This is a genomic window from Amycolatopsis plumensis, assembly GCF_042652605.1.
GTDB classification, from domain to species: Bacteria; Actinomycetota; Actinomycetes; order Mycobacteriales; family Pseudonocardiaceae; genus Amycolatopsis; species Amycolatopsis plumensis.
The window spans coordinates 2,953,823-2,977,920 of record NZ_JBHSJY010000001.1; the positions used below are offsets into that span (position 1 = coordinate 2,953,823).

The following is a 24,098-nucleotide window of genomic DNA, read 5'->3' on the forward strand; positions in this document are numbered from 1 at the left end:
TGAGGGGTCGCCGCGCCGGCCGGGCCGGGCCCGGTCAGCGCGGCAGGCTAAGGAGCAGCCGAGCCGTGTTCATGTGCACATCGTAACTTGCTGGTCAAAGCCGTTCGGAGGGGACCGCCAGTGCGACGAACTGCGTGACCTGCGTCGGCGAGAAATTGTTGTCGCTGACCAAGATCAAGCTGCGCTCGCCGTTCGGCAGCTTCGGTCCCCAGGTCATGCCCTCCAGGTTGTCCACAGTGGAGAGCCCGAGGTCGGCCGCGTCGAAGAGGAACCGCTTCTTCACCGGCTTGACGTGCTTCGCGTCGGCCAGGGACTTCACGTTCAGGACGTTCGTCGCGCCCGTCGTGTCGATCTCGTAGACGCGCACCTTGTTGCCGACGCCGGTGCTGAACGAGCGCTCCATCATGAGGAACTTCGACGGGTCAGCCTGGTCGACGGCCAGCATCGAGGAGACGCCGGTGGTGGCGAACGCCGTCGACGGCACCGGCGCGGCGAACAGCGGCTCCTGCGGGTAGGCGTACTGGGCCAGGACCGGCCCGAACCGCGACTGCAGGGTGATCCGCGAGAGCGAGCCGGTGGTGGTCGTCGGCTCCGGGCCGTCCTGCAGGAGCGGGCCCTCGACCTCGCTGGCCAGCAGCGAACCGAAGCCGGCGAACGTGATGCCCTCGAGCACCAGGTTCTGCCGCGGGCCCGCCGTCGGCGTCATCTTCTCGTTCGCGGGGATCGGCAGGTCGCGGACGTATTTCCCGTCGCGGCGGGCTTCGCGGATCGACGGGTCGATCAACGTCGTCGCCGTCCGCTCGCCTTCCTGCGACCAGTAGTAGTCGCCGGTCCACGGGTCGACGCGCAGCTCTTCGGGGTCGATCGTCTGCTCGTTCTGGGGCTTCGCGGGGTCGTTCTGGCTGAGCGGCGGGTACGGCGTGCCGTCGGGGCGCAGGAGCGGCTTCGTGCCGGTGAAAGTGACGTCGCCGACGCCGGACGCCGACACCGGGAAGGTCGCCGTGTAGAAGCGGGCGGGGTTGATCGCCGACCGGTCGTCGCAGATCAGCGCGTAGCCGCCGGTCCGCGGGTCGTAGTCGATGCTGGACAGGCCGCCGACCGTGGTGCCCTGGAACTGCAGGGCGTTGGGGACGATCCGCTCGCCGAGCAGCCGGATGGGGCGCTGGTGACTCTCGGTGGCGCTCGCCGGGGTGGCGGCGAGGATTCCCCCGATCAGGGCAGCGGTCAGGACGGTGGGCAGTACACGCGGTGACATGGCCTGTAGCACAGTCGATCAGGGTATCCGGCAGGTTGCCGGGACGTCACGCTTATCCTTGACCTCGTGTTCGCTATCGCGCTGGTTCCGATCGTGCTGGGTCTGTTCGTCGGCTTTGGTGGGTTCCTCGGTTTCCGCGAGCGCTTGACGCGCGAAGGCGGCACCGGGGTGCGCACGCAGGCGTCGCTGCGCAGTGAAGAGGCGTTCAAGCTGGCCAACCGCGTCGCGGGCCTGCCGACCATGGCCGGGGGTGCGATCTCCGTGCTCACCGGGCTGGCCGGGCTGGCCATGCCGACGACCGGCGGTCTCGTCTCGGCCGCGGTTGCGGGCGTGCTCGCGATGCTGGTGCTGGTCATGGGTGGCGGGGTGCTCGGCAACCGGGCCGCGCTGACCGTGCCCGCCCCGGCTCCGGCGGCGCCGGCCGGCTGCAGCGGCTGCGCGTGCGGTGCCGGCGGCTGCGGTGTCTTCAAGAAGGACGACGCCTGATCCTTGAGTGGCTCAACCTCTTGAGTCGTTCAATGTCTTAAGCGACTCAAGTTTTTGCCTGCTTCACTTGTTGACCGACTCAGAACCTTGAGCGACTCAATCTTTAGGCCACGTCACCTATTGACCAAATCAGAATGCTGAGTGACTCAACCTTTTGCGCGGCTTCAGTTTCGCTGGAGGTCGCCCGGGTGGGTGGCCAGCAGCGCGAGCGGGATGCCCTGGCGGCGCAGGACCTGGCTCCACAGGTCGCCGTCCGGCGAGGCCAAGATGTCGCTCGGCAGGGCGGGCACGATGACCCAGTCTTCGCGTTCGATCTCGCCCGCCAGCTGCCCCGAGTCCCAGCCCGCGTACCCGGCGAACACGCGCACGCCGCGCACCTTCGGCACCAGCACTTCGGGATCGGTGTCCAGGTCGACCAGCGCGACCGGGCCTCGGACCGCGATCACCCCCGGCACACTCGCCGCCGTCTCGCCGGTGCGCAGCGCGGCCAGGCACAACGCCGTCTTCTTCTCGACCGGCCCGCCGACGAACACCGCCTGCGGCTCGGCGACGTGCCCGCCCCAGTTGGGCAGGACGTCGTGCACGGCGACGTCGCTCGGCCGGTTCAAGACCACGCCGAGCGTGCCCTCTTCGCGGTGATCGATGACGAACACCACGGTCCGGCGGAAGTTGGGGTCGACCATCGTGGGGGCGGCGACCAGGAGCGTTCCCGGTTCAACCTCGGCGTCCGCTGGCACGAGACCCATGATCCCACCCTTGGCCAGGCCCGGGAACAATCGCCCCACGAGCCTCGTTGGAAACACGTGGCCGGCGCACTCCGTGTCCCCCGGGCTCACTGAATAACCGCCTTTGTGGAATACCGTCCGGCTGGAGCCACACTGCGCATAGCCGCCGAGAGGCGACCTCAGTGCGCCGGCCACCCAGATCTCTTGACCGGTGTCCTACGAACGGGCCTTAACCTTGACTCCGTGACGATCAGCGCCCGGACGACGACAGCGCGAAGAGGGCCTCGGGAGCTGCTCAAGGACCCGGACTTCCGGCGTCTCCTCTTCACCCGCTTCGCCGCCAGCTGGGGTGATGGCGTCTTCCGCGCGGGCCTCGCCGGAGCCGTCCTCTTCAACCCCGAGCGCGCCGCCGATCCGCTGGCCATCGCGGGTGGGTTCGCCGCGCTGCTGCTGCCGTACTCCGTCGTCGGGCCGTTCGCCGGGGCGCTGCTGGACCGCTGGGACCGCCGGAAAGTCCTGATCTTCGCGAATCTCCTGCGAGGGCTGGCGATCGTCTGCGCGTCCGCCGCGGTCGGGCTCGGCTTCGGCGGGCTCGGCCTGTTTTCGCTGGCCCTGGCGGCGGAAGGCATCTCCCGCTTCATCGGCTCGGGGCTTTCGGCAGCCCTTCCGCACGTCGTGGAAGAGGAGAGCGTCGTGACGGCGAACGCCTTCGCCACGACGCTCGGCTCGGTGGTCGCCGTCATCGGCGGTGGCTGCGCGATCGGCTTGCGCGCGCTCTTCGGCAGCAACGACGTCGGATCGGCGGAAACCACGGCGTTCGCGGTGCTCGGCACGCTGGTCTCGGCGTTGATCGCCCGCGGCTTCGCGCGGGGCGTGCTCGGGCCGACGGTGGTGGACGAGCCGCCGAACCCGGTGCTGGCCGTCGCGCGCGGGCTGGCGGACGGCGCCCGGCACGCGTGGCGCGCCCCGAGCGTCACCGCGGGCTTCGTCGCGCTGTTCGCGCACCGGGCGTCGTTCGGGGTGTCGCTGCTGGTCACCGTGCTGCTGATGCGCAACTACTTCACCGACCACGGCCTCTTCCGCGCCGGCCTGCCCGGGCTCGGGCAGATCGCCGCGCTCGCCGGGGCCGGCCTGCTGCTCGCCGGGCTGCTGACCGCGCGGCTGATCCGCCGGTTCGGGCGGCTGCGCGCGGTCCTCGGTTCGCTGTTGATCGCCGCGATCGCGCAGTCCGCGCTGGGGCTGCCGATGCTGCTGCCGCTCGCGCTGCTCGCGTCGTTCCTCATCAGCGGCGCCGGGCAGGTGCTGAAGCTCTGCGTCGACTCGTCGATCCAGCTCGACGTCGCCGACGAAGCCCGCGGCCGAGTGTTCGCGCTGTACGACACACTGTTCAACATCACCCAGGTGGCAGCGGTCTCACTGGGCGCGCTGGTGGTGCCGGACGACGGCCGCTCGCCGGGTCTGCTCATCGCGGCGACGGTCTGCTACCTGGTCGGCGGAGCGGGCTACGTGCTGACTCGCCGACGCGCGATTCGCTGACGCAAACACTCGAACCGGTCACGGTGACTGCTCCATTGGCATTAGGGTGACGGGCAAGTCATTAGTAGGTTCGAGGGACACCGGGGGCACCTGTGACCACCGCGGGCGACGACCGTGCACGGCTCGAAGCACGCAATGCCGCGATGAAGGACCAGATGGACACCCTCCTGGAGAACTTCGAGCGGCAGACGGCACAGCTGCGTGACGCCCAGGCCGCGGCCGCCGAGACCACCGCCCAGGTGAGTTCACCCGACGGGCTGGTCCGCGCCACCATCGACGCCGGTGGCAGCCTCGCGAAACTCGAATTCGCCCCGAACACCTTCGAGCGCACGACGCCCGCCCAGCTCGCGAACACCGTCCAGTCGCTGGTGCGCCAGGGATCGTTGCAGCTCAAGCAGAAGATCGCGGATCTGATGGCGCCGATCACCGAGGGCCTGCCCGACCTCGCCGACCTGGTCGAGGGCGCGCCGTCGCTGGCCGGCCTGGTGCCGCCGATCCCGTCGTTCGACGAAGCCGAGGAACCCCCGGCGCCGCGCCCCGAGTCGTTCGAAGACGGCGGTTCGATCCTGCGCAACGAGCAGGCGCCGCTCCCCGCGCCCAAGCCTGCACCCAAGCGCGTCCGCCCGCCGCGTGACGAGGACGAAGAGCCACCGTCGTCCTGGATGACGAGGGGCGACTGATGCCGGACAGGGGTTCCGGGTTCACCGCGGAGCCGGACGCGGTCCTGCGCGCGTCGAACGGCTTGGTGACGGCGGCCGACGCGCTGGACAACGCGGCGAAGGCGCTTTCGGCCGCCCTCGCCGCGCAGGGTGAGTGCTGGGGCGGCGACGACTCCGGCAAGGAGTTCGCCAAGGACTACGTGCCAGGCGCGCAGGGCGCCGTCGAAGGGTTCACCAACCTCGTCGCGGGGTTGCGGGGGATGCAGCAGAACGTCGCCAAGTCGATGAAGGCCCTTTCGGGCGCCGACGAAGACGTGACGTCCCAGCTCGGCAAGGGGCATTAACGCGTGGGTATGGAGATGCCCGACGCGGTCAAGTGGCTGCTGCCGATCGTCGTCGGGGAGAGCTGGCCGGAGGGCGACGAGACCAAGCTGCGCGCGCTGCGGGACGCGTGGCACACGGCGTCGGCGGCGATCGGCCCGGTGTCGGAGACGGGCAACCAGGCGGCGTCCGGCATCCGCGACAACTGGACGGGTGACGGCGCCGACGCGTTCGCGGAGCAGTGGAAGAAGTTCGTCGAGGGCGACGAGGCCTACTTCAAGCAACTGGCCGACGCGGCTCAGGCCCTGGGCGACTCGTGTGATCAGACGGCGTTGGACGTCGAGTACACGAAGTACATGATCATCATCTCGCTGATCGTCCTGGCCGCCCAGATCGCGGCGATGATCGCGGCGGCGGCGGTGACGTTCGGCGGTTCGACGGCGGGGATCGCGCCGGCCCAGATCGCGACCCGGATGACCGTGCAGATGCTGTTCCGGCAGCTGCTCGAGAAGCTGGCGCAGCAGGGGTTCAAGCAGGTCGCGAAGGAGCTGCTGGAGAAGCTGCTCAAGCAGGGTCTCAAGAAGATCGGCATGGAGATCCTCAAGAACGAGGCGATCAACCTCGGCATGGACGCGGGCATCCAGGGCCTGCAGATGGCGAAGGGTGACCGCAAGGACTGGGACTGGTCGAAAACCTCGGACGCGGCCATCTCGGGCGCGGTCGGCGGCGTCGTGGGAGCGGCGTCGGGATCGATCGGACGCGGGGCGACGGAGGGGCTTTCACACAGCGCTGGCGGGCAGGTCGCGGACGCGGCCATGCGGGCCGGGGCGCGGGGTGCCGTCGAGGGGGTTGCGCAGACCGTCGGGCAAGCGGCGGTGACCGGGGATCTGGGGTCGTTGACGCCGGAGCAGCTGCTGATGGGTGCGTCCAGCGGGGCTGTCGGGGGTGCGGTCGGGGGCGCGAAGGAGCAGCTGCACTCGGTTCACGAGGCGAACATCCCGCGGGCCGACTCGGACGGGTCGGGAGATTCTGGTGAGTCGGGGGAGTCGCGGCGGGAAGAGCCGGGTTCGACTTCGGAGCCGGAGTCTCGAAGTGAGTCTTCTTCGGAGGCGGAATCTCGAGGTGAGTCGGAGTCTCGGGGTGAATCTTCGTCCGAGCCGGAGGCGCGGCGCGAGGCTTCTTCGGAGCCGGAAACGCGGAGCGAGCCCCCGTCTCGCGGGGAATCCTCGCCCGAGCCGGAGGCCCGCCGCGCGGCCTCCTCGGAGCCGGAAACGCGGAGCGAACCCGAGTCCCGCGGGGAATCCTCGCCCGAGCCGGAGGCCCGCCGCGAGGCCTCCTCGGAGCCGGAAACGCGAGGTGATCCCGAGTCTCGGCGTGAGTCCTCGCCGGAGCCTGAGGCCCGCCGCGTGTCCTCTGAGCCGGAAAACCGGAGCGAGCCCCAGCCTCGGAGTGAGTCCTCGTCCGAGCCCGAAGCCCGCCGCGAGTCTTCGGAGCCGCAGTCGCGGGGCGAAGAACCACGCCGTGAGACCGCGGCGGCGCCGGAGTCGCGAAGTGAGGGACCGCGGCGTGACTCGGCGTCCGCGCCGGAAGCGCGTCACGAGGCCTCCTCGGCCCCCGCCTCTTCCGGCCCCGAATCGCGGAGTGAGTCGGCCTCCGCACCTGAGTCACGCGGCGCGGACAACGGGCCGCAACCGGTCGCCGAACACCGCGCACCCGAGGTGTCACGGCCCGGTGCCGACCAGGTCCAGGGGCCAGTCACGGAGGCCCCAGCTTCGGCCGGTGGCGGCTCGTCGCAGGGCGGCTACGGCATGGCCCCACCGCCACCGGGATTCGGCCCCGAACCAGGACGCGGACGCCCGCAGGACAACGTCGGAGCGGCCGGATTCACGGGCGGCCAGAGCCAGCCGTTCGCGGCGGAGGCCGGACAAGCGCCGTTCCAGAACGGACCAGCACCACAGCAAACGCCACCCCCAGGCGGCTTCACACCCCCACCGCCGCCGGGCGGCCTGCCGAACGGCGGCGGTCCGGGACGTGCGGGTGGCCCGGGTCCCCGCCCGGGCAGCCCCCAGAGCGGCGGCGACCAGCCGCGACGGCTCCCCCCGCAGGACCCTCGCCGCCTGCTGCAGGGCGGCCAGCCGCCGATGCCGCCGGGCGGGTATCGACCGGGCGGCCAGCCTCCGCGGCTCTCACATGGACCTCAGCCAGGCCAGCCACTACACGGTGGCCAGCCACCGCACGGCACACAACCTGGTGGGCAGCCCCCACACGGCGGGCAACCAGGCCAGCCTCTGCACAACGGCCAAACGGTCCCAGGCGGCGGCCAACCACCGCACGGCGCCCAGTCGAGTCAGCCTCTCCACGGCGGCCAAGCGAGCCAGTCTGGTGGCCAATCCCCGCACGGCGGTCAACCTCTGCACGGTGGGCAGCCACCGAGGCCGCCGGGCGGTCCATCGCCGCGGCAGGGGAACGCGGCTCAACCCGGTGGGCAGCTTCCGCAAGGTGGGCAGCCGGGGCAGTTGGGCGGCCAGCCGCCGCTAGGTGGCCAGGCGCCGCGGGGGATTCAGCCTGGCGGGGTGCCGCCGCAGGGTGGGCAGCCTCCGGTGCCGCCGGGGGCGCGGCCGCCTCATGGTGTGGGGGCGAACGGGCAGCCACCGCAGGATCCGCGGCGGATGCCGCCTCACTCGGGGATGCCGCCGCAGGGTGGGCAGCGGCCGCCGATGTCCGGGGGGCAGCGTCCCGCCGGGTATCCGAACCAGCCTCGCGGGCCCCAGGGCCCCGGTGGACGGCCGCCGATGCCGCCTCCGCCGGGTGGGCGGCCGCCCATGCCGCCGCACGATCCTCGGCTGGGGCCGCCTCGGCCTGCCGGGCCGCCGCAGGTTCCGCCGCCGCGGTTCGGGCCGCCGCAGGAGCACCTGCCGCGGGGACCGTTCGAGCCGCCGCGGCCGGTGGACCGTGCGCCGGAACAGCCGCGGACGCAGCGGCCGGCCGAGCAGCCCGGACAGGACCGTCCCGCTCCGGCGACCGAGCCCGCGCACCAGCCGACCGCCGAGCAGCCGCCGACACACGAGCAGCCGGCCCAGGCCGCGCACGAGCCGACAGCCGCACAGCAGCCCACGCACGAGCAACCGGCCGACCAGCGCGCACACGACCGTCCCGCTCCGACGACCGAGCCCACGCACCAGCCGACCGCCGAACAGCCGACACACGAGCAACCTGCACCGGACCGTCCCGCTCCAGCGACCGAGCCCGCGCACCAGCCAACGGCCGGACAGCCGCCGACGCACGAGCAGCCGGCCGAGCCCGCGCGCGAGCCGGTGGCCGCACAGCAGCCCACGCACGAGCAACCCGCACCCGATCAACCGGCCCCAGCGGTCGAGGCCCCGCAACAGCCGAAGGCGCAAGAGCAGCCCGCACAGGACCGGCCTGCTCCCGGGGCCGAGCCCGCGCAAAAGCCGACGGCTGAACAGCCGCCGGCGCGACCGGCTGAGCAACCCGCACAGGGCGGGCCCGCTCCAGCGGCCGAACCCACACGCCCGCCGACGCACGAGCAGTCCGCACCGGACCGTCCGGCTCCGGCGGCCGAACCCAGGCACCAGCCGGCTGCCGAGCGTTCGTCCGACCAAAGCGGGCCTTCGCCCTCCGAGTCGGCTGTTGGGCAGGCGCACGCGACCGAGCCGCGGACATCCGCCGACGAAAATCCGGAGCTGCCGTTCGGGCAGGACCATGCCGGCGAAGCGCTCGCTGAGCAGGGCGAACCGTCGGCAGGGGACCACAGCACCGAGCAGCCGAGGCTCAGTGACGAACGTCCAGCCGGACACGGGCACGACGAGCCCTACCTCACCGATCCCGCTTTCCACACCGATGATCCCGCCGGGATGCGGCGGATCGAGGACACCTTTATGGACTCCGGGCGCGGCAGCCCGGTGGACGGCGAGTGGCGTCACGAACAGCTCCGGCGCGAAGCACTAGCCAAGCGCGACGAGGCGCACCCCGGCATGTCCGATGCCGGCGCCGTCGCCGTGCACGCTTACACCCGTTACGAAATGGTCGGGCCGCTCAACCACGCCCTTCGGATGGGCGGTCCCGAGCTGCCCCACCTCGCTCCGCAGGCCGCGGCGCTCGTCTCCGGGCTGAACGAGCTGCCGCCGCACGAAGGGGTTGTTTCGCGGCGGGTCGACTTCAAGGGGGATCTCGCGCGGCTGCAGGCCTTCCTCGCGCGGTTCCACGACGGTGCGCACATCACCGAACCGTCGTTCCTGAGCTCGTCGAAGGTCGACGCCCTGCACCCGCGGAGCAGGTTCCCCGGGGAAGTCGAGATGCGGATCCTGTCCAAGACCGGACGGGACGTCGAGGACCTGGCCAGCATCCCGGACGAGCGCGAAGTCCTCTTCAAGCCCGGGTCGCAGTTCAAGATCACCGGCATCGAAGAAGGTCCGGGGCACCCCAACGCCGACCCGCGCAAGCCCGGCGAGCCGCACTACATCGTGCACGCCGAAGAAATCGCTCCCGGGGAGCCGGGGCACCTCGGGGAGGCCGAGACCCGCGACGCCATCGAGCAACGCCGGGCCGAAGAACGCGCTGAGGAAGCGAGCCGTCAGCGTGAAGCCGATGCGGAGCTCGAGCAGTTCTACGCCGAGCACCCCGAATACAAACCGAGCGGTGATCTGGCCGGCAAGCTCAACGCCTTCGACCCGCCGGGCGCCGAACCGCTGCCGGAACGGCGGCCGCCGGCCACCGGGGAGCCGGACGGTGGCTGGTCGCGGCTTGCCGAGCCGCTCGTTCCCGGTGGGCAGCCCGTGCTGCACGCCGGGTCCGTCGAGACGCCGCAGCAGCACGCTCGCCTGGTGCGGGACGCCGTTCCGGAGCTCGCCGGGGTCAACACCCGCAACCACTACAGCCCGGAGGCCCTCGAGAACGGCTACCGGACCAACGCCGCCGAATCGATGGTCGCCTTCGATCGGCGGATGAACGGTGAGGACGTCGTGGCCGGGCCGGCCCGGCAGCAGAGCCTCGGTGGGCAGTGGGACAGCCGCGGGAGCTTCGACGACGTCGCCCGTGACCTCGGCGAACGTCCGGTCGGCGCGCGGACGGCCGTGGCCTTCGAGACGCCGGGCGGGGAGTCGCGGCTCATCGCCGCCGTGCACACCGAGCACGGGGTGCTGTTCGCCGATCCCGTCAGCGGGCGGCTCGCCGAGCTGCCGCACGACGCCACCGGCATCCACACCCAGCCGCTCGGCGGCGGCGAGGCACACCACGTCGCCGAAAGCGCGCCGATCAGCGATCGGCTCAACCCGCCGTCCGAGCGCATCCCGCACGACGAGGGCTACCTCTTCGACCGCGAGCACCGCGGCACCCCGGCCGACCACGAGAGCATCCGCCGGGCGGTCGGCGACGAGGACATCTACCAGCAGGTCCACGACCGCGCGCTGGCCCGCCGGGACGCCGCGGGGCTGCCGGTGACCGACGAGGGTGCCGTCGCGCTGCACGGCTACACCCGCGGCGAGTACGCCTACGACGTCAACGAGGCCCTGCGCCGCGGGCCCGGCCACCCCGGCTTCGACCTCGCGCAGCAGAACACCCGCGCGATCGTGGACGGCCTCAACCAGATCGTGCCGGAGTCCGGCGAGACCATCCGCGCCTACGACGTCGGCGGCGATCCGCACCTCGCCGACCTGGTCGCCAAGCCGTACGAGCCGGGCTCGGTGGTCGTCGAGCCCGCGTTCTCCAGCGCGTCGATCAAGACCGACGAGTTCTCGACGTCGAAGTTCGGCGACGACATCGAGCTGCACGTCCGGTCGGACAACCTGCGCGACATCTCGAAGCTCGCCGAGAACCCGGGCGAGCGCGAATCCCTGTCGCCGCCCGGGACCCAGCTGCTGATCCACGAAAAGCGGCTGGAGATGACGCCGGACGGCCGCCGCAAGTGGGTCATCGTGGCCGAAGAGATCGGGCCCGGCCACCCGCGCTACCTCGAGCCCGAGGCCGCGCGGGAGAAGATGGCCGAGCGGCGTGCCGAGAACGACCACAACGCGGCCGAGTTCGAACGCCGCAAGCAGGCCGCGATCATGGAACGGCTCGGCGGCCTCGGCGAACCGGAGCACGTCACCCCGCAGCAGCCGTCGGTCCAGGAAGTCCAGGAAGTCCACGCAGTCCACGACGCGCCCGCGGAACCGCCGCCGCCCCCGGTGTCGGTGCACGACTACTCGCGGCTGGCCCGGGCCACCCACCCGCCCGCCGAACCCGCCATCCACGCGGGCGGGACGACGCCGTCCGAGCGCGCGGCCTACGTGCACGACCGCCACCCGCACCTGCGTGACGTCAACCCGGGCTTCCACCAGCCGGGCGCGTTCGAGAACGGGTACCTGACGAACTGCACGCGCGGTCCCGAGGCCTACCTGGACCGGCTGCGCGGCGGCGACCTGACGGCCGAGCCGATCCTGCCGCACGAGATGGGCAGCCGCGGCACCCTCGAACACCTCGAGGGCCGGTTCGGCGAGACGTTCTCCGAGCGCGGCAGCTACGACGACGTCATCCGCGAGATGCGCGGCATGCCGGACGACCACCACGCCGTGGTCGCGGTGAAGTACCCGGGCCCGAACGGCGTCGAGTACGGCCACGTGGCGATGGTCGTGCACACCCGCGAGGGCGTCGCGTTCATCGACCCGCAGTCCGGCGACCTGATGCACCTGCCGCAGCCGGCCACCAGCGTCAAGCTGATGCACATCGGGACGCCGGACGAGGTGCACCTCCAGACCGAGCACGGCCCCCATGAGACGCACGGCGGCTACGGCGCCGCGCAGCCCGACCGCTTCCTCGCCCGCGACGACCTCCAGGCCGCGCTGGCGCACCCGGACCTGGCCAACGCGCACGTCGAAGCCAAGGACGAGCTCGGCCGCGCCCACGACCTGGGCCCGCTCAAGGACTACCTCGAAGCGCAGCTGCCGACCCGGCCCGAGCTGGTCCGGCTGCTGAGCGACGAGGCCAACGCCTACATCGCCGACTCGCTGGCCCGGCGCCCGCTCGCGCTGGGCAACCTGCTCGCGCACGACGAGGCCGTGCGGATCTTCGAGGACTCGCTGCGGGACGTGCACGAGCAGCGCGAGCACGGCACGCTCCCGGAGGAGATCCCGGCGGAACCCCAGCACATCGAGCTGGGCGAGACCGAACGACGGGTGTCCGAGGAAGCGACCGCGGACAACGCCCGGTACGAGGACGCCGACCGCCGCCAGCCGCCCTACCCGCGGGAACACCTCGGCAACGCGACGGAGTTCAAGAAGTACCTGGACGGCGTCTACGAACGCGCGGAGGTCGCGATGGCGAAGCTGCGCGAGGTCGTGCCGGACATCGCCGCCGAGACCGAAGGCGAGCCGGACCTGCGCAAGACGCTCAAGGGCCGGGGCCGCGCCGAGGACAAGATCGAGTCCAACTACGGCGGTGACCCGTCGCGGCTGACCGACATCGCGGGCGGCATCGTCCGCTTCGACAAGATCGAGATGCTCTACGCCGCCCTGGAAAAGATCCGGGCCCGCGACGACATCGAGATCGTCGAGTTCGAGGACCGGTTCGTGAAGCCGCAGCCCGCCGGGTACAGCGACCTGCAGATGAAGGTCCGCATCGACGGGCACGTCGCCGAGTTCCGGTTGCACCTCAAGGCGGTCGACGCGGTTTCCGCCTACGACCACGCGCTCTACGAGGTGCGCCGGGACATCAAGGCCCGGGCCGTCGACGAAGGACCCGGGCCCGATCCCGAGACCGGGAAGAAGCGGGCGCGGCCGTACACCGCGGAAGAGCAGGCCCTGATCAACGCCTTGCTCAAGCGGGAGCGGGAGAAGTTCTGGGAAGCGCTGAACAAGAGGCCGGAGCAATGACGATCGAGACGCCGGCGTACTTCCGGCACCACGACAGCCCGTACCGGCTCGACAAGACGGCCGACGGCGGGCTGGCCGGTTACATCCTGAGCTGGCGGACGGGCCGGTTCGTCGAGGACAACGACAAGATCGACGACGTCCTCTTCGCGCAGGCCGGGGACATCGGGGCGCTGACCGAGCAGCAGTTCGTCATCCGGACCGAGGACCTGCGGCGCGAGTACCTCCGTGGCGGGGGGCCGATCTTCGCCCTCTACGACACGATCAGCGCCATGCACTCGGTCGCCCGCGAGGAGGGGCGGCCACTCAGCCGCGAGGAGGCCGCACTCAAGGTTTCCCTGTACCGGCGCACGTTCCGGATGTGGGAGGACGAGTTCGCGCGTCTCGACGCCGGCGAGCCGCCGACCTTCAGCTACACCTCGACGTTGGCGCAATGATTCACGTGGAACATCGACTTTCGCCCGACGAGCAGCGCACCCTCCTGGTGCGGCTGGGAAAGCTCGTGCGCGAGCACCGGGCCGACGCCGCCGCCCCGGCCGTCGCCGACTTCCGGCAGCTCGGCCGGCACACCGAAACCGCGGGCCACAACACGGCGACGCCGGACGAGCTGACCGCCCTCTTCACCGAGCTGCGCGCCGGGATGTACGCCGAGGGCCGCGGCACCTGGCTGCAGGCGCGGTTCACCCTGAACCCCGACGGCAGCTTCGACTTCGACTTCGCGCTCGACGACGATCCGCTGTGGACTGCCCCGCCCGAGCCAGCCGCGTACCCGGAGGAGCTCGCCGCGTTCCCGCGGGCCGACGAGCACATCCCGGACTGGTGGCGGCTGCGCGCGCAGCTGCCGCTGGGTCTGGTGTTCCGGCACGCGGACGTCGGTGGCCCGGACGTCGAACGGCCGCCGCTGACCGACACCGAGGTGCCGCTCGTGCTGCAGTACCTCGAGCGCGAGGCCGTCGTGCACGAAACCGGCGACGAGCGCTTCCACACCGACGGCACGTGGATCTGGTCCGACGCCGTCCCGCTGCTGCTCGCGAAGCACGGCGTGCCGCCGGAGCCGGACCTGGTCGCGCACATCCGCCGCCACCACTTCCAGCCGCCGTACGTCGAGCCGCTGGTCCGGCGGACCGCCGAGGCGGACCTGCTGGGCAAGCCGCGGCCGAAGCCGGGCCGGGCCGACGTGAAGAAGACCGCCGGGGACGTCGCCGCCGAGCTGGAGACCACGCCGGATCCGCGGCTCGCGGACGAAGAGCTGCTGATCGTGCTGGTGCAGCGGCTCGGCGAGCACGGGGTGTGGCCGGAGGCCTACCGGGTCGGCGAGCGCGCGGACGGCGCCTGGTGCCTCAACTACACGCCCGACGGCTGGGAAGTCGCCGCCTACGCCGGCGGGAAGCCGCGCGAACCCCAGTACTTCGGCCGGCTCGAAGACGCCGCGCAGCAGCTGCTGGGCGCGTTGCTGCTGCACCCGGCCCGGATGACCGCCGGGCACGAAACCCCGCTGGAAACCGCCAAGGAGCTCGACGACTGGCCGGTGCACCCGGCGCCGGGTGAGCCTCCCCTCACCCTGCTCCGCAACAAGCGCATCACCAGGCTGGTGGCGGGTACGGTCGTTCTGCGCTTCGGCGAGGAACCCGGCAATCTCGTTCACCACGGCGAGGTACGGTTCGCCACGACGTCGCTGCCGCTCGAACGGGAGCGGGTGCGGCGGAGCTACCGGCTCAGACGCCCCCTGCACGTGATCACCGGCATCACGGTCCCGTGGGCGAACCTGCCGGGTGGCGCGGTGGCCTTCGTGCTGCCGAAGCCGATCGCCGAGCACGAGTCCGACGGAAGCCTGGAGAGGATCGAGTAGGTGGAAGCGGCGGAAGCGATTGCCAAGGTCGGCCAGTGGCTGCGCGCGGTGCACGGTCCGGACGTCTCCGGCCCCGCGGGCCTGCGGGTGGACACCGAGAAGGTGCTGCGCATCCCCGAGGGCTGGTCGGTGCCCTACAACACCATCGCGTTCCTCGACGAGGGCCGGCCGGAGAAGGAGATCTTCCCGCCGCCGTCGGTCGTCGTCCGCGAGCCGGACGGCGAGCTGCGGCAGGCGCACCCGCACCCCGGCGGGCTGTCGGTGCCGGTGGCGTTTCCCGGCCAGGAGAACTGGCGCGAGGTCGTCGACCCCGAGTACGTGAAGGCCGGGCTCGGCGAGCTGGGCGTGCCGCTGCAGGCCGTCGCGGGCTGGGTGAAGGTCGACGCCGAGGGCAACCAGACCGGCGAAGAGCGGGAAAACCCCGAGTACAAGGCCGGGCCGATCCGCCGCGGCTACCCGAAGCCGGAGAACACCCTGGAGACGCTGCTGTCGTTCGGCAGCGTCGGCTGGCTGACCCGGGAGCTGCTGCTCATCGGGCTGATCCGGTGCGAGGTGTACGTCCCGCTCGACCTGGAGACCGGCAAGACCGACCGGTTCTACTTCGCCGAAGAGCGCAACGAGCTCAAGGTGTTCAGCTCGACCCGGCACCTGCCCGCGCGCGAGCACGGCTGGTGGAAGGTCGACGTCGCCACGCTGGCCGAGTTCGAGCACCCGCCGAACCTGGTGATCAACGGCGGTCCGACGACCATCGAGGACGTCTCCAGCGGCGAGCTCGCGGAGATCGTCAAGCGGTTCCCCCGGCACGAGCCGCGCATCGACGTGCACGGCCGCTGCCCGGAGGCGGAGGAGGACCTGATCCGGGTCGCCACCGAAACCGCGTCCCGGATGGGCCTGCCGGACCCGGTGAAGCCGCCGCTCCTGGCGGCCGAGAAGGCACGGCGGCGCGGCTTCGAGCTGACGGCCGAGGAGTGCGCGAAGACGATCCTCGGCGAGTCCTGGCTGAAGCGGCTCAACATGCCGGAGCCGCCGCGCAGCAAGCCCAACGACCTGCGCGCGAACGGCCTGGCGCCGACGTACGACAACGCCGGCCGCACGGTGCCGCGGCTCGACACGTTCGGCAAGTACTTCGAGCGGGACCTCGACGGCTTCCGCTACGGCTGGCAGCGCGTCACGGGCGCGTACGTCGGCTTCGCGCTCGGCGAGGCGCTCGGCGCGGCCGTCGACCGGATGATGCTGCACGACATCCACGCGAAGTTCGGCATCGAAGGCGTCACCGACCTGATCCCGGCGTTCGACCAGCCGGGCCGGATCGGCTCGCTGACGCAGCGGCTGCTCTTCTACACCGAGGCCGTGATCCGCAGCCCGCACCGCGAGCAGCCCGAATCCCGCGAGGCCGAGCAGCTCTTTCCCGACGTCGTCCGCGGGGCGCTGCAGCGCTGGCTGCGGACGCAGGGCGCGCCGATGGACGCCCCGGACGGCTGGCTTGTGCAGGTCCCGGACCTGCACGCCCGGCGCGACATCGACGACGCCGAGCTCAACGCCTACCACCAGCTCGCGACCGGCGTGGCCGGCGCGCCGCCGATGAGCGGCCCGGCCGCGCTGATCCCCGCGTTGCCCGCCGCGCTGACCATGGCCGGTCCCGGCAGCGGGTTCAGCGGCGGGGCGCGGCAGGCGGTGCGCGAACTGGCCGGCGTCACCCACCCCGACGAGCAGGACCTGGCCGGTGCGACCTACCTGACCTGGCTGTTCGAGCACGCGCTGACCAAGGAGGCGTTCAGCTTCCCGATCTGGAACACCACCCGCGAGGTGCTCAACCCGGACAACCGGTTCCAGCAGGGCCCGGAGTGGACGGCGATCGCCGACACGGTCGCCGAGTCGGTGCCGTTCTTCGGCGAGCACGGGCTGCCCGACCTGCGGATGCCCGAGCTGATCGGCGACGGCAAGACGACGCTCTCGGTGCTCGGACGCGCCTTCGCCGCGTTGTCGGGCTTCGAAAACTACCCGGAGCAGGCGCTGCTTCGCGCCGTCAACCACTCCGGCCGCAGCGCGCTCACCGGGGCGATCGCCGGGGCCCTGCTCGGGGCGCGCACCGGGATCCCCGGGCTGCCGCAGAAGTGGGTCGACCAGCTGGAACTGCGGTACCTGGTCGAGAACGTCGCTTCGGACGCCTACTGGCACTTCGACCGGCACTCGGCGCTGAGCGCGCTCGGCGACGTCTGGATCGAGCGGTACCCGCGGCATTAGCGCGAGGATGGGGAGAATGGACGAAGAGGAAGCCGCCGCTCGCGCGCGGGAGTGGCTGCGCACGCGGCCCGGCGGCGACCGGCTGCGGATCCGGCCGGAGTTCACCGCGCGCCGCCCGGACGGCTGGCGCTTCACGGTCAACGCGGCCGCTTACCTGGACGGCACCGACATCGGCGCCGGGCTGTTCCCCGCCCCGGTGGTGTTCGTGCCGGACGACGGCGAGATCACCTTCGACCAGGCGGCGATGGCGAGCACGCCCGCCGAGGCCGAGTGGCGGCCGGACGTCGACCCCGAGTTCGACGAGAAGGCGTTCCCCGAGCTGGACCTCCCGGTCCGGGCCGTCCGCGGCTGGACCCGGGCGAACGGCGAGTACCGGGTCAACGAGCTGTACACCGCGGGCCCGCTTTGGCGCGGCTTCCCGTCGCCCACGACCGACGCCGAGAAGCTGCTGAACTACCTGGCCGCGAACTGGATCAGCCGCGCCGAGTTCGTCCGCGCCCTGCTGGACTGCGAAGTCCTCGTGCCGCTGCTCGACACCGGCGAGCCGCTGCTGCGGCCGGTCCCCGGCAAGAACGAGCGCGAAGTCATCGCTTACAGCTCGTCGGCGAAGGTCCCCGGGCGCTACCCCCGCCGGTGGCGCGTGCCGGTCCGGGATCTGCCGGCGTCGTCGGGACTGACGCTCGACCCCGGCACCGGCCTGGTCCGCAGCCTCAGCGCCGCCGAGCTGGGCACGACCGGCGAGCGCCGTCCCGTGGGGGAAGAGCCCGCGCCGGAAGCCGGGCCCGAGGTCGCCGAGGCGCTGCCCGCGCTGGTCGCGGAGTTCGGCGTCGAGCCGCCCGATCTGCCGGCCCGGCACCTGCGGTACGCCCTGGACCACGCGCGTGACCAGCACTTCGAGCTGACGCCGGAGGAGTGCGTCCGGTACCTGCGCGGGTTCGCCTGGCAGTACCGCAACGGCGTCCGGCGGCGGGCCGGCCAGGCCCCGGAATGGCCCGCCGACCTGGCCGCGAACGGCCTGATCGCGCACGTCGACGAAGACGCGCGGCCGCGGCCGGTGCCGTGGACGTACGGGAAGTTCTCCCGCTACGGGACACCGCCCGACCGCTTCGCGTGGCATCGGATCGTCGGCGCGTACGTCGGCTTCGCGATCGGTGACGCCCTGGGCGGCGGCGCCGACCCGGCCGGGCCGCTGCCGCTGGGCGGCCTGACGCGGCACCTGCTGTTCCACACCGGCATCGTGCTGCGCGGCCTGCCGCCGGTGCCCACCGGCGAGGTCCCGGCGACGCTGCCCGAACCGGACCCGGTCGGCTGGCTCGCCGTCGCGACCCGGCACGCCGGCCCCGCGCCCGCCGAGTTCTCCGCGCTGCTGGCCACCGCGCTGGCCGCGACCCCGGCGAGCGCCGTCGAAGTCGCGGATGTCGACGGCGAGCGGTACGCGAAGGACATCGCCCGCGAGCTGACCGGCAGCGCGGCCGGCGCCGAGGTCACCGAGGGCGTCGAGCTGCTGATCGGCCTGTTCCGGGCCCTGCTGACGCGGGACGCGTTCGCGCTGCCGGTGCACGTCCGCCTGCACGAGGTGGGCGGCGACCTGGCGGCGTCGACGCTGGCGTTGCGCGCGGACCGCGACGCCGACGACGTCACGCAGCTGGAGTCCATCGGCGACGGCCGCAGCGTCCGGTCGGTGCTCGGCCGTGCGCTGTTCGCCGCGGCCAAGCGCGGCCACGACCCGGAGGCGGCGATCCGGCTCGCCGCGCGGTCCGGCCCGGTGGCCGGCGCGATCGCGGGTGCGCTGGTCGGCGCCCGGGTCGGCGTGCCCGGCCTGCCGTGGGTGATCTCGCTGCCCGACCTCGGCCTGCTCGACGACGTCGCGAGCGACGTCTTCTGGTACTTCAACCGCAACGGCCTCCGGACGGAGACCGCGGAACACGCCCGCTGGGAGCGCCGGTACCCGAGCGGCCGCTTCACCCCGGAACCGAAGGGACCCAACTTGCGATCGCGACTGCGGGGCAGCCTGCTGGCCGGGGCGATCGGCGACGCGCTGGGCGCCAAGACGGAGTTCGACTCGATCGACCGGATCCGCGAGATCGCCGGGCCGGACGGCATCACCGACTTCATCCCCGCGTACGGCGGGGCCGGCCGGATCACCGACGACACGCAGATGACCCTCTTCACGCTCGAAGCGCTGATCAGGGCCCATGCCCAGCAGCGGAAGACCGGGTCCGCCGACGTCGTCCACTCGCTGCAGCTGGCCTACCAGCGCTGGCTGCACACCCAGGGCGTCCCGTGGGACCGGGCCCGCGGGCCGCAGTCGGACGTCGAGGAGCCGGACGGCTGGCTGATCACCCACCGGGAGCTGTTCAGCCGCCGCGCACCCGGGCTGACCTGCTTCGGCGAGCTGGAGGCGTACGGCCGCTCGGGCGTCCGGGGCACCATCGACCGGCCGGTGAACAACTCGAAGGGCTGCGGCGGCGTGATGCGCGCGGCACCGATCGCGCTGTGGTCGGACGACCTCGCCGAGGTGTTCCGGCTCGGCGCCGAAAGCGCGGCGCTGACCCACGGCCACCCGAGCGGGTACCTGTCGTCCGGCTGCTTCGCGGTGATCGTGCACGAGCTGCTGCACGGAAAGCCGCTGCTCGACGCGGTCGCGACCGCGCGGGCCGAGCTCGTGAAGCACCCGGCGCACGAAGAGCAGAGCGCGGCACTCGACGCGGCCTTGGCGATGGACGGGCCGCCGACGCCGGAGAAGCTGGAACGGCTCGGGCAGGGCAACGTCGGCGAGACGGCGTTGTCGATGTCGGTGTACGTCGCGCTGACCACCACCGACGCCGACTCGGCGTTGCTCGCGGCGGTCAACCACAGTGGCGACAGCGACTCGACCGGTTCGGTCTGCGGCAACCTCGTCGGCGCGATGTACGGCGAGGAAGCCCTGCGGGAAAGCTGGCTGGACCGGCTGGAACTCCGCGAAGTCATCGTCGGACTGGCGGACGACGCGCTCACCGAGTTCGGCCCGGATGCGCCGAGCGACGACCGGTGGTTCGCTCGGTACCCGGTCGACTAGGTTTCTGTGGTCACTGGGGACGGGGAGGACAAACGTGCGTTACCGGGTTGAGGTGGCCGAACGCCCGGACGGCCTGTATGCGACGTGGGGCGAGGGGACCTACCGCGCGCAGCGGTCGACCACGGACGGCACGGTGCTGCTGTCCGTGCTGCCGGAGGAAGAGGCGCCGGAGGGCTTCGACAAGGAATTCGAGGGACGGCCGGCGAAGGTGGTCCCGGCGAGCGAAGTGCCGTCGACGTTCACGCTGCGGACCTTCGCCGAGTACGACGGCGAGGTCTTCGAGGTCGCGCCGGGCGACCGGCCGGAGCTGACCCTGCGCTGGGTCCGCGACGACGCCGTCCGCGCGGCTCAGCTGGGCCTGACCGACTTCTCGGTCACCGTGCCGGCCAAGCAGGTCACCGCGCTGTGGCAGACGCGCCTGGACTTCACCGAGACGCCGGAAGCGCGGCCGCAGCCGGGCACCGGCGACCAGAACGCGCTGCTGCGCGCCATCGGCCGGACGCTGCTGCACACCGTGCCCGGCGGCTGGACGCGGGTCGGCGCGCAGTTCCGGCAGGTCGGCGACTACGCCGAGATCGAGGTTCGCGCGGTCGGTGACGAGGACGGCCCGGTGTCGGTGTCGCTGCCCGCGGTGCCCCGGCTCGGCGGGCTCTTCGCGCGGCTGCGGGCGGCGATGTTCGAGGCCGAGGCCGGCACCTGGTTCCAGGGCACGTTCACCCTGGACGCCCAGTCGCAGTTCGACTTCGACTTCGACGCCGACCGCGAGCCGGACTGGCGGGTGCCGCCCAACGACGGCGGCCGCCCGTCGACCGCCGCCTACGAGCTGGAGCTGGCGACCTTCCCCCGGACGCCGAAGCACCTGCCGGCGTGGTTGACGGCGAAGGCGGGACTGCCGCTGGACGTCGTCTTCCGGCACGCGCGGGTGGCCGATGCGCACGCCGAGGGCGAGCGCCCGGTGGTCAACCGGCCGCCGGTGCCGCCGGACCAGGTCCGTGGCCTGCTCGACTACCTGTTCCGGGCGCCGGTCGCGCTGCACCGGCCCGCGCCGCTGCCGGACATCTTCGGCGGCCCGGGCGCGAAGCCGGACGTGCCGAACGCCTTCCACACCGACGGCACCTGGATCTGGCCCGCCGCCGTGCCGCACTACCTGCGCAAGTACGGCGTGCCGCCGGAGCCGGAGCTGGTCGAGCACGCCCGCGCGGCCGGCTTCCGGCCGCCGTTCGTTCCCGAGCTCGTCCGCGCGACGGCCGAAGCGGAGGTCCTCGGCCAGCCGCGGCCACCGCAGACGACCGCCGACCTGCCGGACGAGCGCGCGCTCACCCGCGTCGCCCGCGGTGAGCCGGTGCGGACCCTGCGCGGCGCGGACACCCTGGAGCTGCTCCAGCAGCGGCTCGCCGAGCACGGCGTACCCGCGGCGGCCTACCGGATCGGCGCGAACGAGATCCCGGCCGAGGGTGTCTGGACGCTGCGCCGCGCCGAGAACGGCTGGGAGGTTTCGCGGCCGCCGTCCGACGAGCCGGTGGCGTTCGGCTCGCTCGGCGACGCGGCCCGGTTCCTCCTCGGCGTGCTGCTGATGCTGCCGCCGCGCCCGGCGGAGGAGTCCGACCTGCCCGCCGACTGGCCGATCCTGCCGATGCGCGGCGAACCGCCGTTGAACTTCTACCGCGGCAAGCGGCTGATCACCCTCGCTCCGGGCACCACGCTGGTCCGGTTCGGCAACGAGAGCGGCAACCTGGTGCACGCCGACGGCTCGCGGTTCGCCGAGACGGCGCTGGCCTTCGAACGCGCCCGCGAGAAGCGGCTCTACCGGGTGCAGCGCGCGATCCGCGTGCTGACCGGCGTGGCGGCGCCGTGGGGCGGGCTGCCCGGCGGCGCGGTCGCCTACCTGCTGCCCCGGCCGCTCGCCCAGCACCTGGAGACGGGCTCGCTCAGCAGGCAGTGATCAGGACGGCGGGCGACCACCAGTAGTCGGCGAGCGGGGTGACGTCGACCTCGGTGAAGCCCGCCGTCGTGAGCTGCTCCGCCCAGACCGCGGCCGGGTGCTCCCAGTTCGTCCGCTGCTGCCCGGAGACGATCCCGAGCAGCACCGGCAGCAGGAAGCCCTGGGCGACCAGCGTGGCGTCTTCGCCGTACTCGGCCACGCCCCGCTCGTAGCGCTCGACGAGCGAGCGCAGGTGCTCCGGTGAGCCTTCTTCAAACTCGGGGACGTCGAACTCGGCGAGCACCAGCGTCCCGGTGCGCGGCTGCAGCGTCCGCAGCACCTCCGCGCGCTGCTCCGGCTCGATGGACTGCAGGGCGAACGTCGACTGGACGAAGTCCCAGCCGAGGTCGTCGCGGGCCAGGAAGTCTTGCGCCGTCGACTGCCAGCACTGCGCCGACGGCACCCGCTCGTGGACGCCCTCGAGCAGCGCGGCCGACGGTTCGACCAGGTCGATCCGCGGCGGGAGGTGCGAGGCCTGGTCCAGCGCGGGCACCACGGCGAGGCCGTCACCGCAGCCCAGGTCGAGCAGTGACTCGGGCTTCGCGGCGTCGTACCGGGCGGCGAGCTCGGCGCTCAGGGCCCGGTACAGCTCGACGTTGCCGCCGCCGCGGATGAAGGCCGTGAACGCGCTCGGCTGGTCGTACACCGGCGCCGAGCCTTCTCCGGCGAGGTGGGCCCGCAGTTCGTCGGCCAGGGTGGAGCCGGCGCGCCCGGCCTGGGCGGCGAATTCGGCAGCCTGGTCGCGGTCGCCGGAGCGGTAGGCGGCGAGGGCGTCGGCGAGCAGCTCGATCGAGGTCATGGTCAGGAGATATCAGAACGGGACCCACAACGTCACTCGCGTGCCTCCCCCGGCGAGTCCCGACTCGACCAGCGAGGTCCCGCCGACCTCGGCCAGCCGGGCGGTGATCGACTCGCTGATGCCGAACCCGGCCGGGTGATCGGCGGCGCTGAACCCGCTGCCGTGGTCGCGGGTGATCACCGCGATGCCGCCGTCGCGCTCCTCGACGCGCACGACGACCCGGTCGGTGCCGGAGTGCTTCATCGTGTTCCGCATCGCCTCGCGCACGGCGTCGCGGATGGCGATCTGGCGGACCTCCGAGAGCGTGTCGTCGTCCAGCTCGGCCACCACGAGCTGGGCGCGCAGGCCGTCGCGGGCCATCTCGGCGGCCAGCGCGGCGAGCTTCTCGCCCAGCGGCCGCGCGCCGGCCTCGGCCCGCTCGGACGCGGCCGACTCGATCGTGTGCCGGATCTCCATCGCCTGCGCCCGCGCCAGCCGCTGGATCTCCACCAGCCGTTCCTCGGCGTTGCCGGGCGCGGACAGCGCCATGGCTTCCAGGGTCTGCAGCACGGTGTCGTGCAGCCTCCGGTGCTGCTGGGCGCGCTCGGCGAGCCGCCCGTTGCGGGTGCCGTAGGCCAGCGCCAGGCGCGTGCCGAGGCCGGTCAGCACCAGCGCGGCGGTGGCCAGGAACAGCTCCGCGAGCAGCACGGAGTACGTCGAGAAGGCTGCCCCGGCCAGGAACCGGCCGGTGTTGAGCCAGTTCGCCAGCATCCGGAGCGGGAAGCTCAGCAAGCCGAACACCACGCCGCTCGGCAGGCCCAGCGCCAGCGTCAGCAGCCCGATCTCGCCGTAGAGGTGGACGCTGGTGACCGCGAGCGCGTCGAAGTACACCGGCGACGGCACGGTCAGCGCGACGAGCAGCGGCGAAAGCACCGTGAAGGCCAGGTCGACGGCGAGGAGCTTGCCGGCGTCCCGGCCGCGGAAGGGCGCCGAGCGGAACATCCACCGGAGGCCGATGACGTTCAGGGCCACCGACAGCAGCGTGAACACCCCGACCGGCAGCAGCCCGGCCGTGCCGTGCTGGAGGACGTAGACGCCGAACTGGCCCGGCACCGCGAGCAGCCGGTACGCCAGCGGGATGAGCACGACGTACCGGGTCGCGCGCAGCAGCAGGCCGTCGCGCTCGGTCGGGTCGATCGGCCCCGACATCCGGGAGATGCGCCGCAGCGCGTGCATCGGCGCCGGGTCGGCGATCTCGTCGGGCAGCTCACTCGTGGCGGTGGCGATCGCGGGGGCGCCGCGCCGCAGCAGCGCCACCAGGAAGCTGCCCCCGCCCGCCAC

The 24,098-nt window shown here is 72.4% G+C and carries 14 protein-coding genes; 10 read left to right on the plus strand and 4 right to left on the minus strand.

From position 1 onward, the window contains the following. Positions 1-94: 94 nt before the first annotated feature. Positions 95-1,255 carry an esterase-like activity of phytase family protein gene (locus ACFPLC_RS14125; RefSeq protein ID WP_378191816.1) on the minus strand — a complete coding sequence of 387 codons (1,161 nt, stop codon included), beginning with the start codon at positions 1,253-1,255 and terminating at the stop codon, positions 95-97. A 66-nt stretch (positions 1,256-1,321) separates the two neighbouring features. Between ACFPLC_RS14125 and ACFPLC_RS14130 the strand changes: the two genes are divergently transcribed. Next, positions 1,322-1,741, plus strand: a complete 420-nt coding sequence (locus tag ACFPLC_RS14130; RefSeq protein WP_378191818.1) for an SdpI family protein — start codon at positions 1,322-1,324, stop codon at positions 1,739-1,741. 164 nt (positions 1,742-1,905) lie between these two features. On the opposite strand, the gene ACFPLC_RS14135 is transcribed toward ACFPLC_RS14130, so the two are convergent. Further along, positions 1,906-2,487, minus strand: a complete 582-nt coding sequence (locus ACFPLC_RS14135; RefSeq protein ID WP_378191820.1) for a YqgE/AlgH family protein — start codon at positions 2,485-2,487, stop codon at positions 1,906-1,908. A 222-nt stretch (positions 2,488-2,709) separates the two neighbouring features. Between ACFPLC_RS14135 and ACFPLC_RS14140 the strand changes: the two genes are divergently transcribed. The 9 genes from ACFPLC_RS14140 to ACFPLC_RS14180 all read left to right on the plus strand — a co-directional run bounded on the left by ACFPLC_RS14140 (position 2,710) and on the right by ACFPLC_RS14180 (position 21,940). After that, positions 2,710-4,002, plus strand: coding sequence for an MFS transporter (locus ACFPLC_RS14140; RefSeq protein ID WP_378191822.1), 1,293 nt, complete (start codon positions 2,710-2,712; stop codon positions 4,000-4,002). A gap of 92 nt (positions 4,003-4,094) precedes the next feature. Beyond that, positions 4,095-4,682, plus strand: coding sequence for a YbaB/EbfC family nucleoid-associated protein (locus ACFPLC_RS14145; RefSeq protein ID WP_378235825.1), 588 nt, complete (start codon positions 4,095-4,097; stop codon positions 4,680-4,682). Continuing rightward, positions 4,682-5,005, plus strand: a complete 324-nt coding sequence (locus ACFPLC_RS14150; RefSeq protein WP_378191826.1) for a WXG100 family type VII secretion target — start codon at positions 4,682-4,684, stop codon at positions 5,003-5,005. The genes ACFPLC_RS14145 and ACFPLC_RS14150 overlap by 1 nt, the downstream gene beginning before the upstream one ends. 9 nt (positions 5,006-5,014) lie before the next feature. After that, positions 5,015-12,850 carry a WXG100-like domain-containing protein gene (locus ACFPLC_RS14155; RefSeq protein WP_378235826.1) on the plus strand — a complete coding sequence of 2,612 codons (7,836 nt, stop codon included), beginning with the start codon at positions 5,015-5,017 and terminating at the stop codon, positions 12,848-12,850. Further along, positions 12,847-13,284 (plus strand): hypothetical protein, encoded by a 438-nt coding sequence (locus ACFPLC_RS14160; protein WP_378191832.1) that lies wholly within the window; start codon positions 12,847-12,849, stop codon positions 13,282-13,284. The genes ACFPLC_RS14155 and ACFPLC_RS14160 overlap by 4 nt, the downstream gene beginning before the upstream one ends. Further along, a complete protein-coding gene (locus ACFPLC_RS14165; RefSeq protein WP_378191834.1) occupies positions 13,281-14,696 on the plus strand; it encodes a TNT domain-containing protein in 1,416 nt (471 codons plus the stop codon). The genes ACFPLC_RS14160 and ACFPLC_RS14165 overlap by 4 nt, the downstream gene beginning before the upstream one ends. After that, on the plus strand, positions 14,697-16,940 hold the full coding sequence (locus tag ACFPLC_RS14170) for an ADP-ribosylglycohydrolase family protein (RefSeq protein ID WP_378191836.1): 2,244 nt from the start codon (positions 14,697-14,699) through the stop codon (positions 16,938-16,940). A gap of 16 nt (positions 16,941-16,956) precedes the next feature. Beyond that, positions 16,957-19,998 carry an ADP-ribosylglycohydrolase family protein gene (locus ACFPLC_RS14175; RefSeq protein WP_378191838.1) on the plus strand — a complete coding sequence of 1,014 codons (3,042 nt, stop codon included), beginning with the start codon at positions 16,957-16,959 and terminating at the stop codon, positions 19,996-19,998. 34 nt (positions 19,999-20,032) lie between these two features. Next, positions 20,033-21,940 carry a glycohydrolase toxin TNT-related protein gene (locus ACFPLC_RS14180; RefSeq protein WP_378191840.1) on the plus strand — a complete coding sequence of 636 codons (1,908 nt, stop codon included), beginning with the start codon at positions 20,033-20,035 and terminating at the stop codon, positions 21,938-21,940. Here the strand turns inward: ACFPLC_RS14180 and ACFPLC_RS14185 are convergent. Both ACFPLC_RS14185 and ACFPLC_RS14190 read right to left on the minus strand, forming a co-directional pair. Then, positions 21,927-22,778 carry a class I SAM-dependent methyltransferase gene (locus ACFPLC_RS14185; protein ID WP_191316220.1) on the minus strand — a complete coding sequence of 284 codons (852 nt, stop codon included), beginning with the start codon at positions 22,776-22,778 and terminating at the stop codon, positions 21,927-21,929. The two genes, ACFPLC_RS14180 and ACFPLC_RS14185, sit on opposite strands and share 14 nt — an antisense overlap. Before the next feature lie 12 nt (positions 22,779-22,790). Next, a complete protein-coding gene (locus ACFPLC_RS14190; protein ID WP_378191842.1) occupies positions 22,791-24,098 on the minus strand; it encodes a sensor histidine kinase in 1,308 nt (435 codons plus the stop codon).

Excerpts from the sequence above, each read along its gene's own strand:
- ACFPLC_RS14135 (WP_378191820.1), bottom strand. The coding sequence starts at position 2,487 with ATGGGTCTCGTGCCAGCGGACGCCGAGGTTGAACCGGGAACGCTCCTG.
- ACFPLC_RS14125 (WP_378191816.1), bottom strand. The coding sequence starts at position 1,255 with ATGTCACCGCGTGTACTGCCCACCGTCCTGACCGCTGCCCTGATCGGG.
- ACFPLC_RS14155 (WP_378235826.1), top strand. The coding sequence starts at position 5,015 with ATGGAGATGCCCGACGCGGTCAAGTGGCTGCTGCCGATCGTCGTCGGG.
- ACFPLC_RS14185 (WP_191316220.1), bottom strand. The coding sequence starts at position 22,778 with ATGACCTCGATCGAGCTGCTCGCCGACGCCCTCGCCGCCTACCGCTCC.
- ACFPLC_RS14175 (WP_378191838.1), top strand. The coding sequence starts at position 16,957 with ATGGACGAAGAGGAAGCCGCCGCTCGCGCGCGGGAGTGGCTGCGCACG.
- ACFPLC_RS14150 (WP_378191826.1), top strand. The coding sequence starts at position 4,682 with ATGCCGGACAGGGGTTCCGGGTTCACCGCGGAGCCGGACGCGGTCCTG.
- ACFPLC_RS14160 (WP_378191832.1), top strand. The coding sequence starts at position 12,847 with ATGACGATCGAGACGCCGGCGTACTTCCGGCACCACGACAGCCCGTAC.
- ACFPLC_RS14165 (WP_378191834.1), top strand. The coding sequence starts at position 13,281 with ATGATTCACGTGGAACATCGACTTTCGCCCGACGAGCAGCGCACCCTC.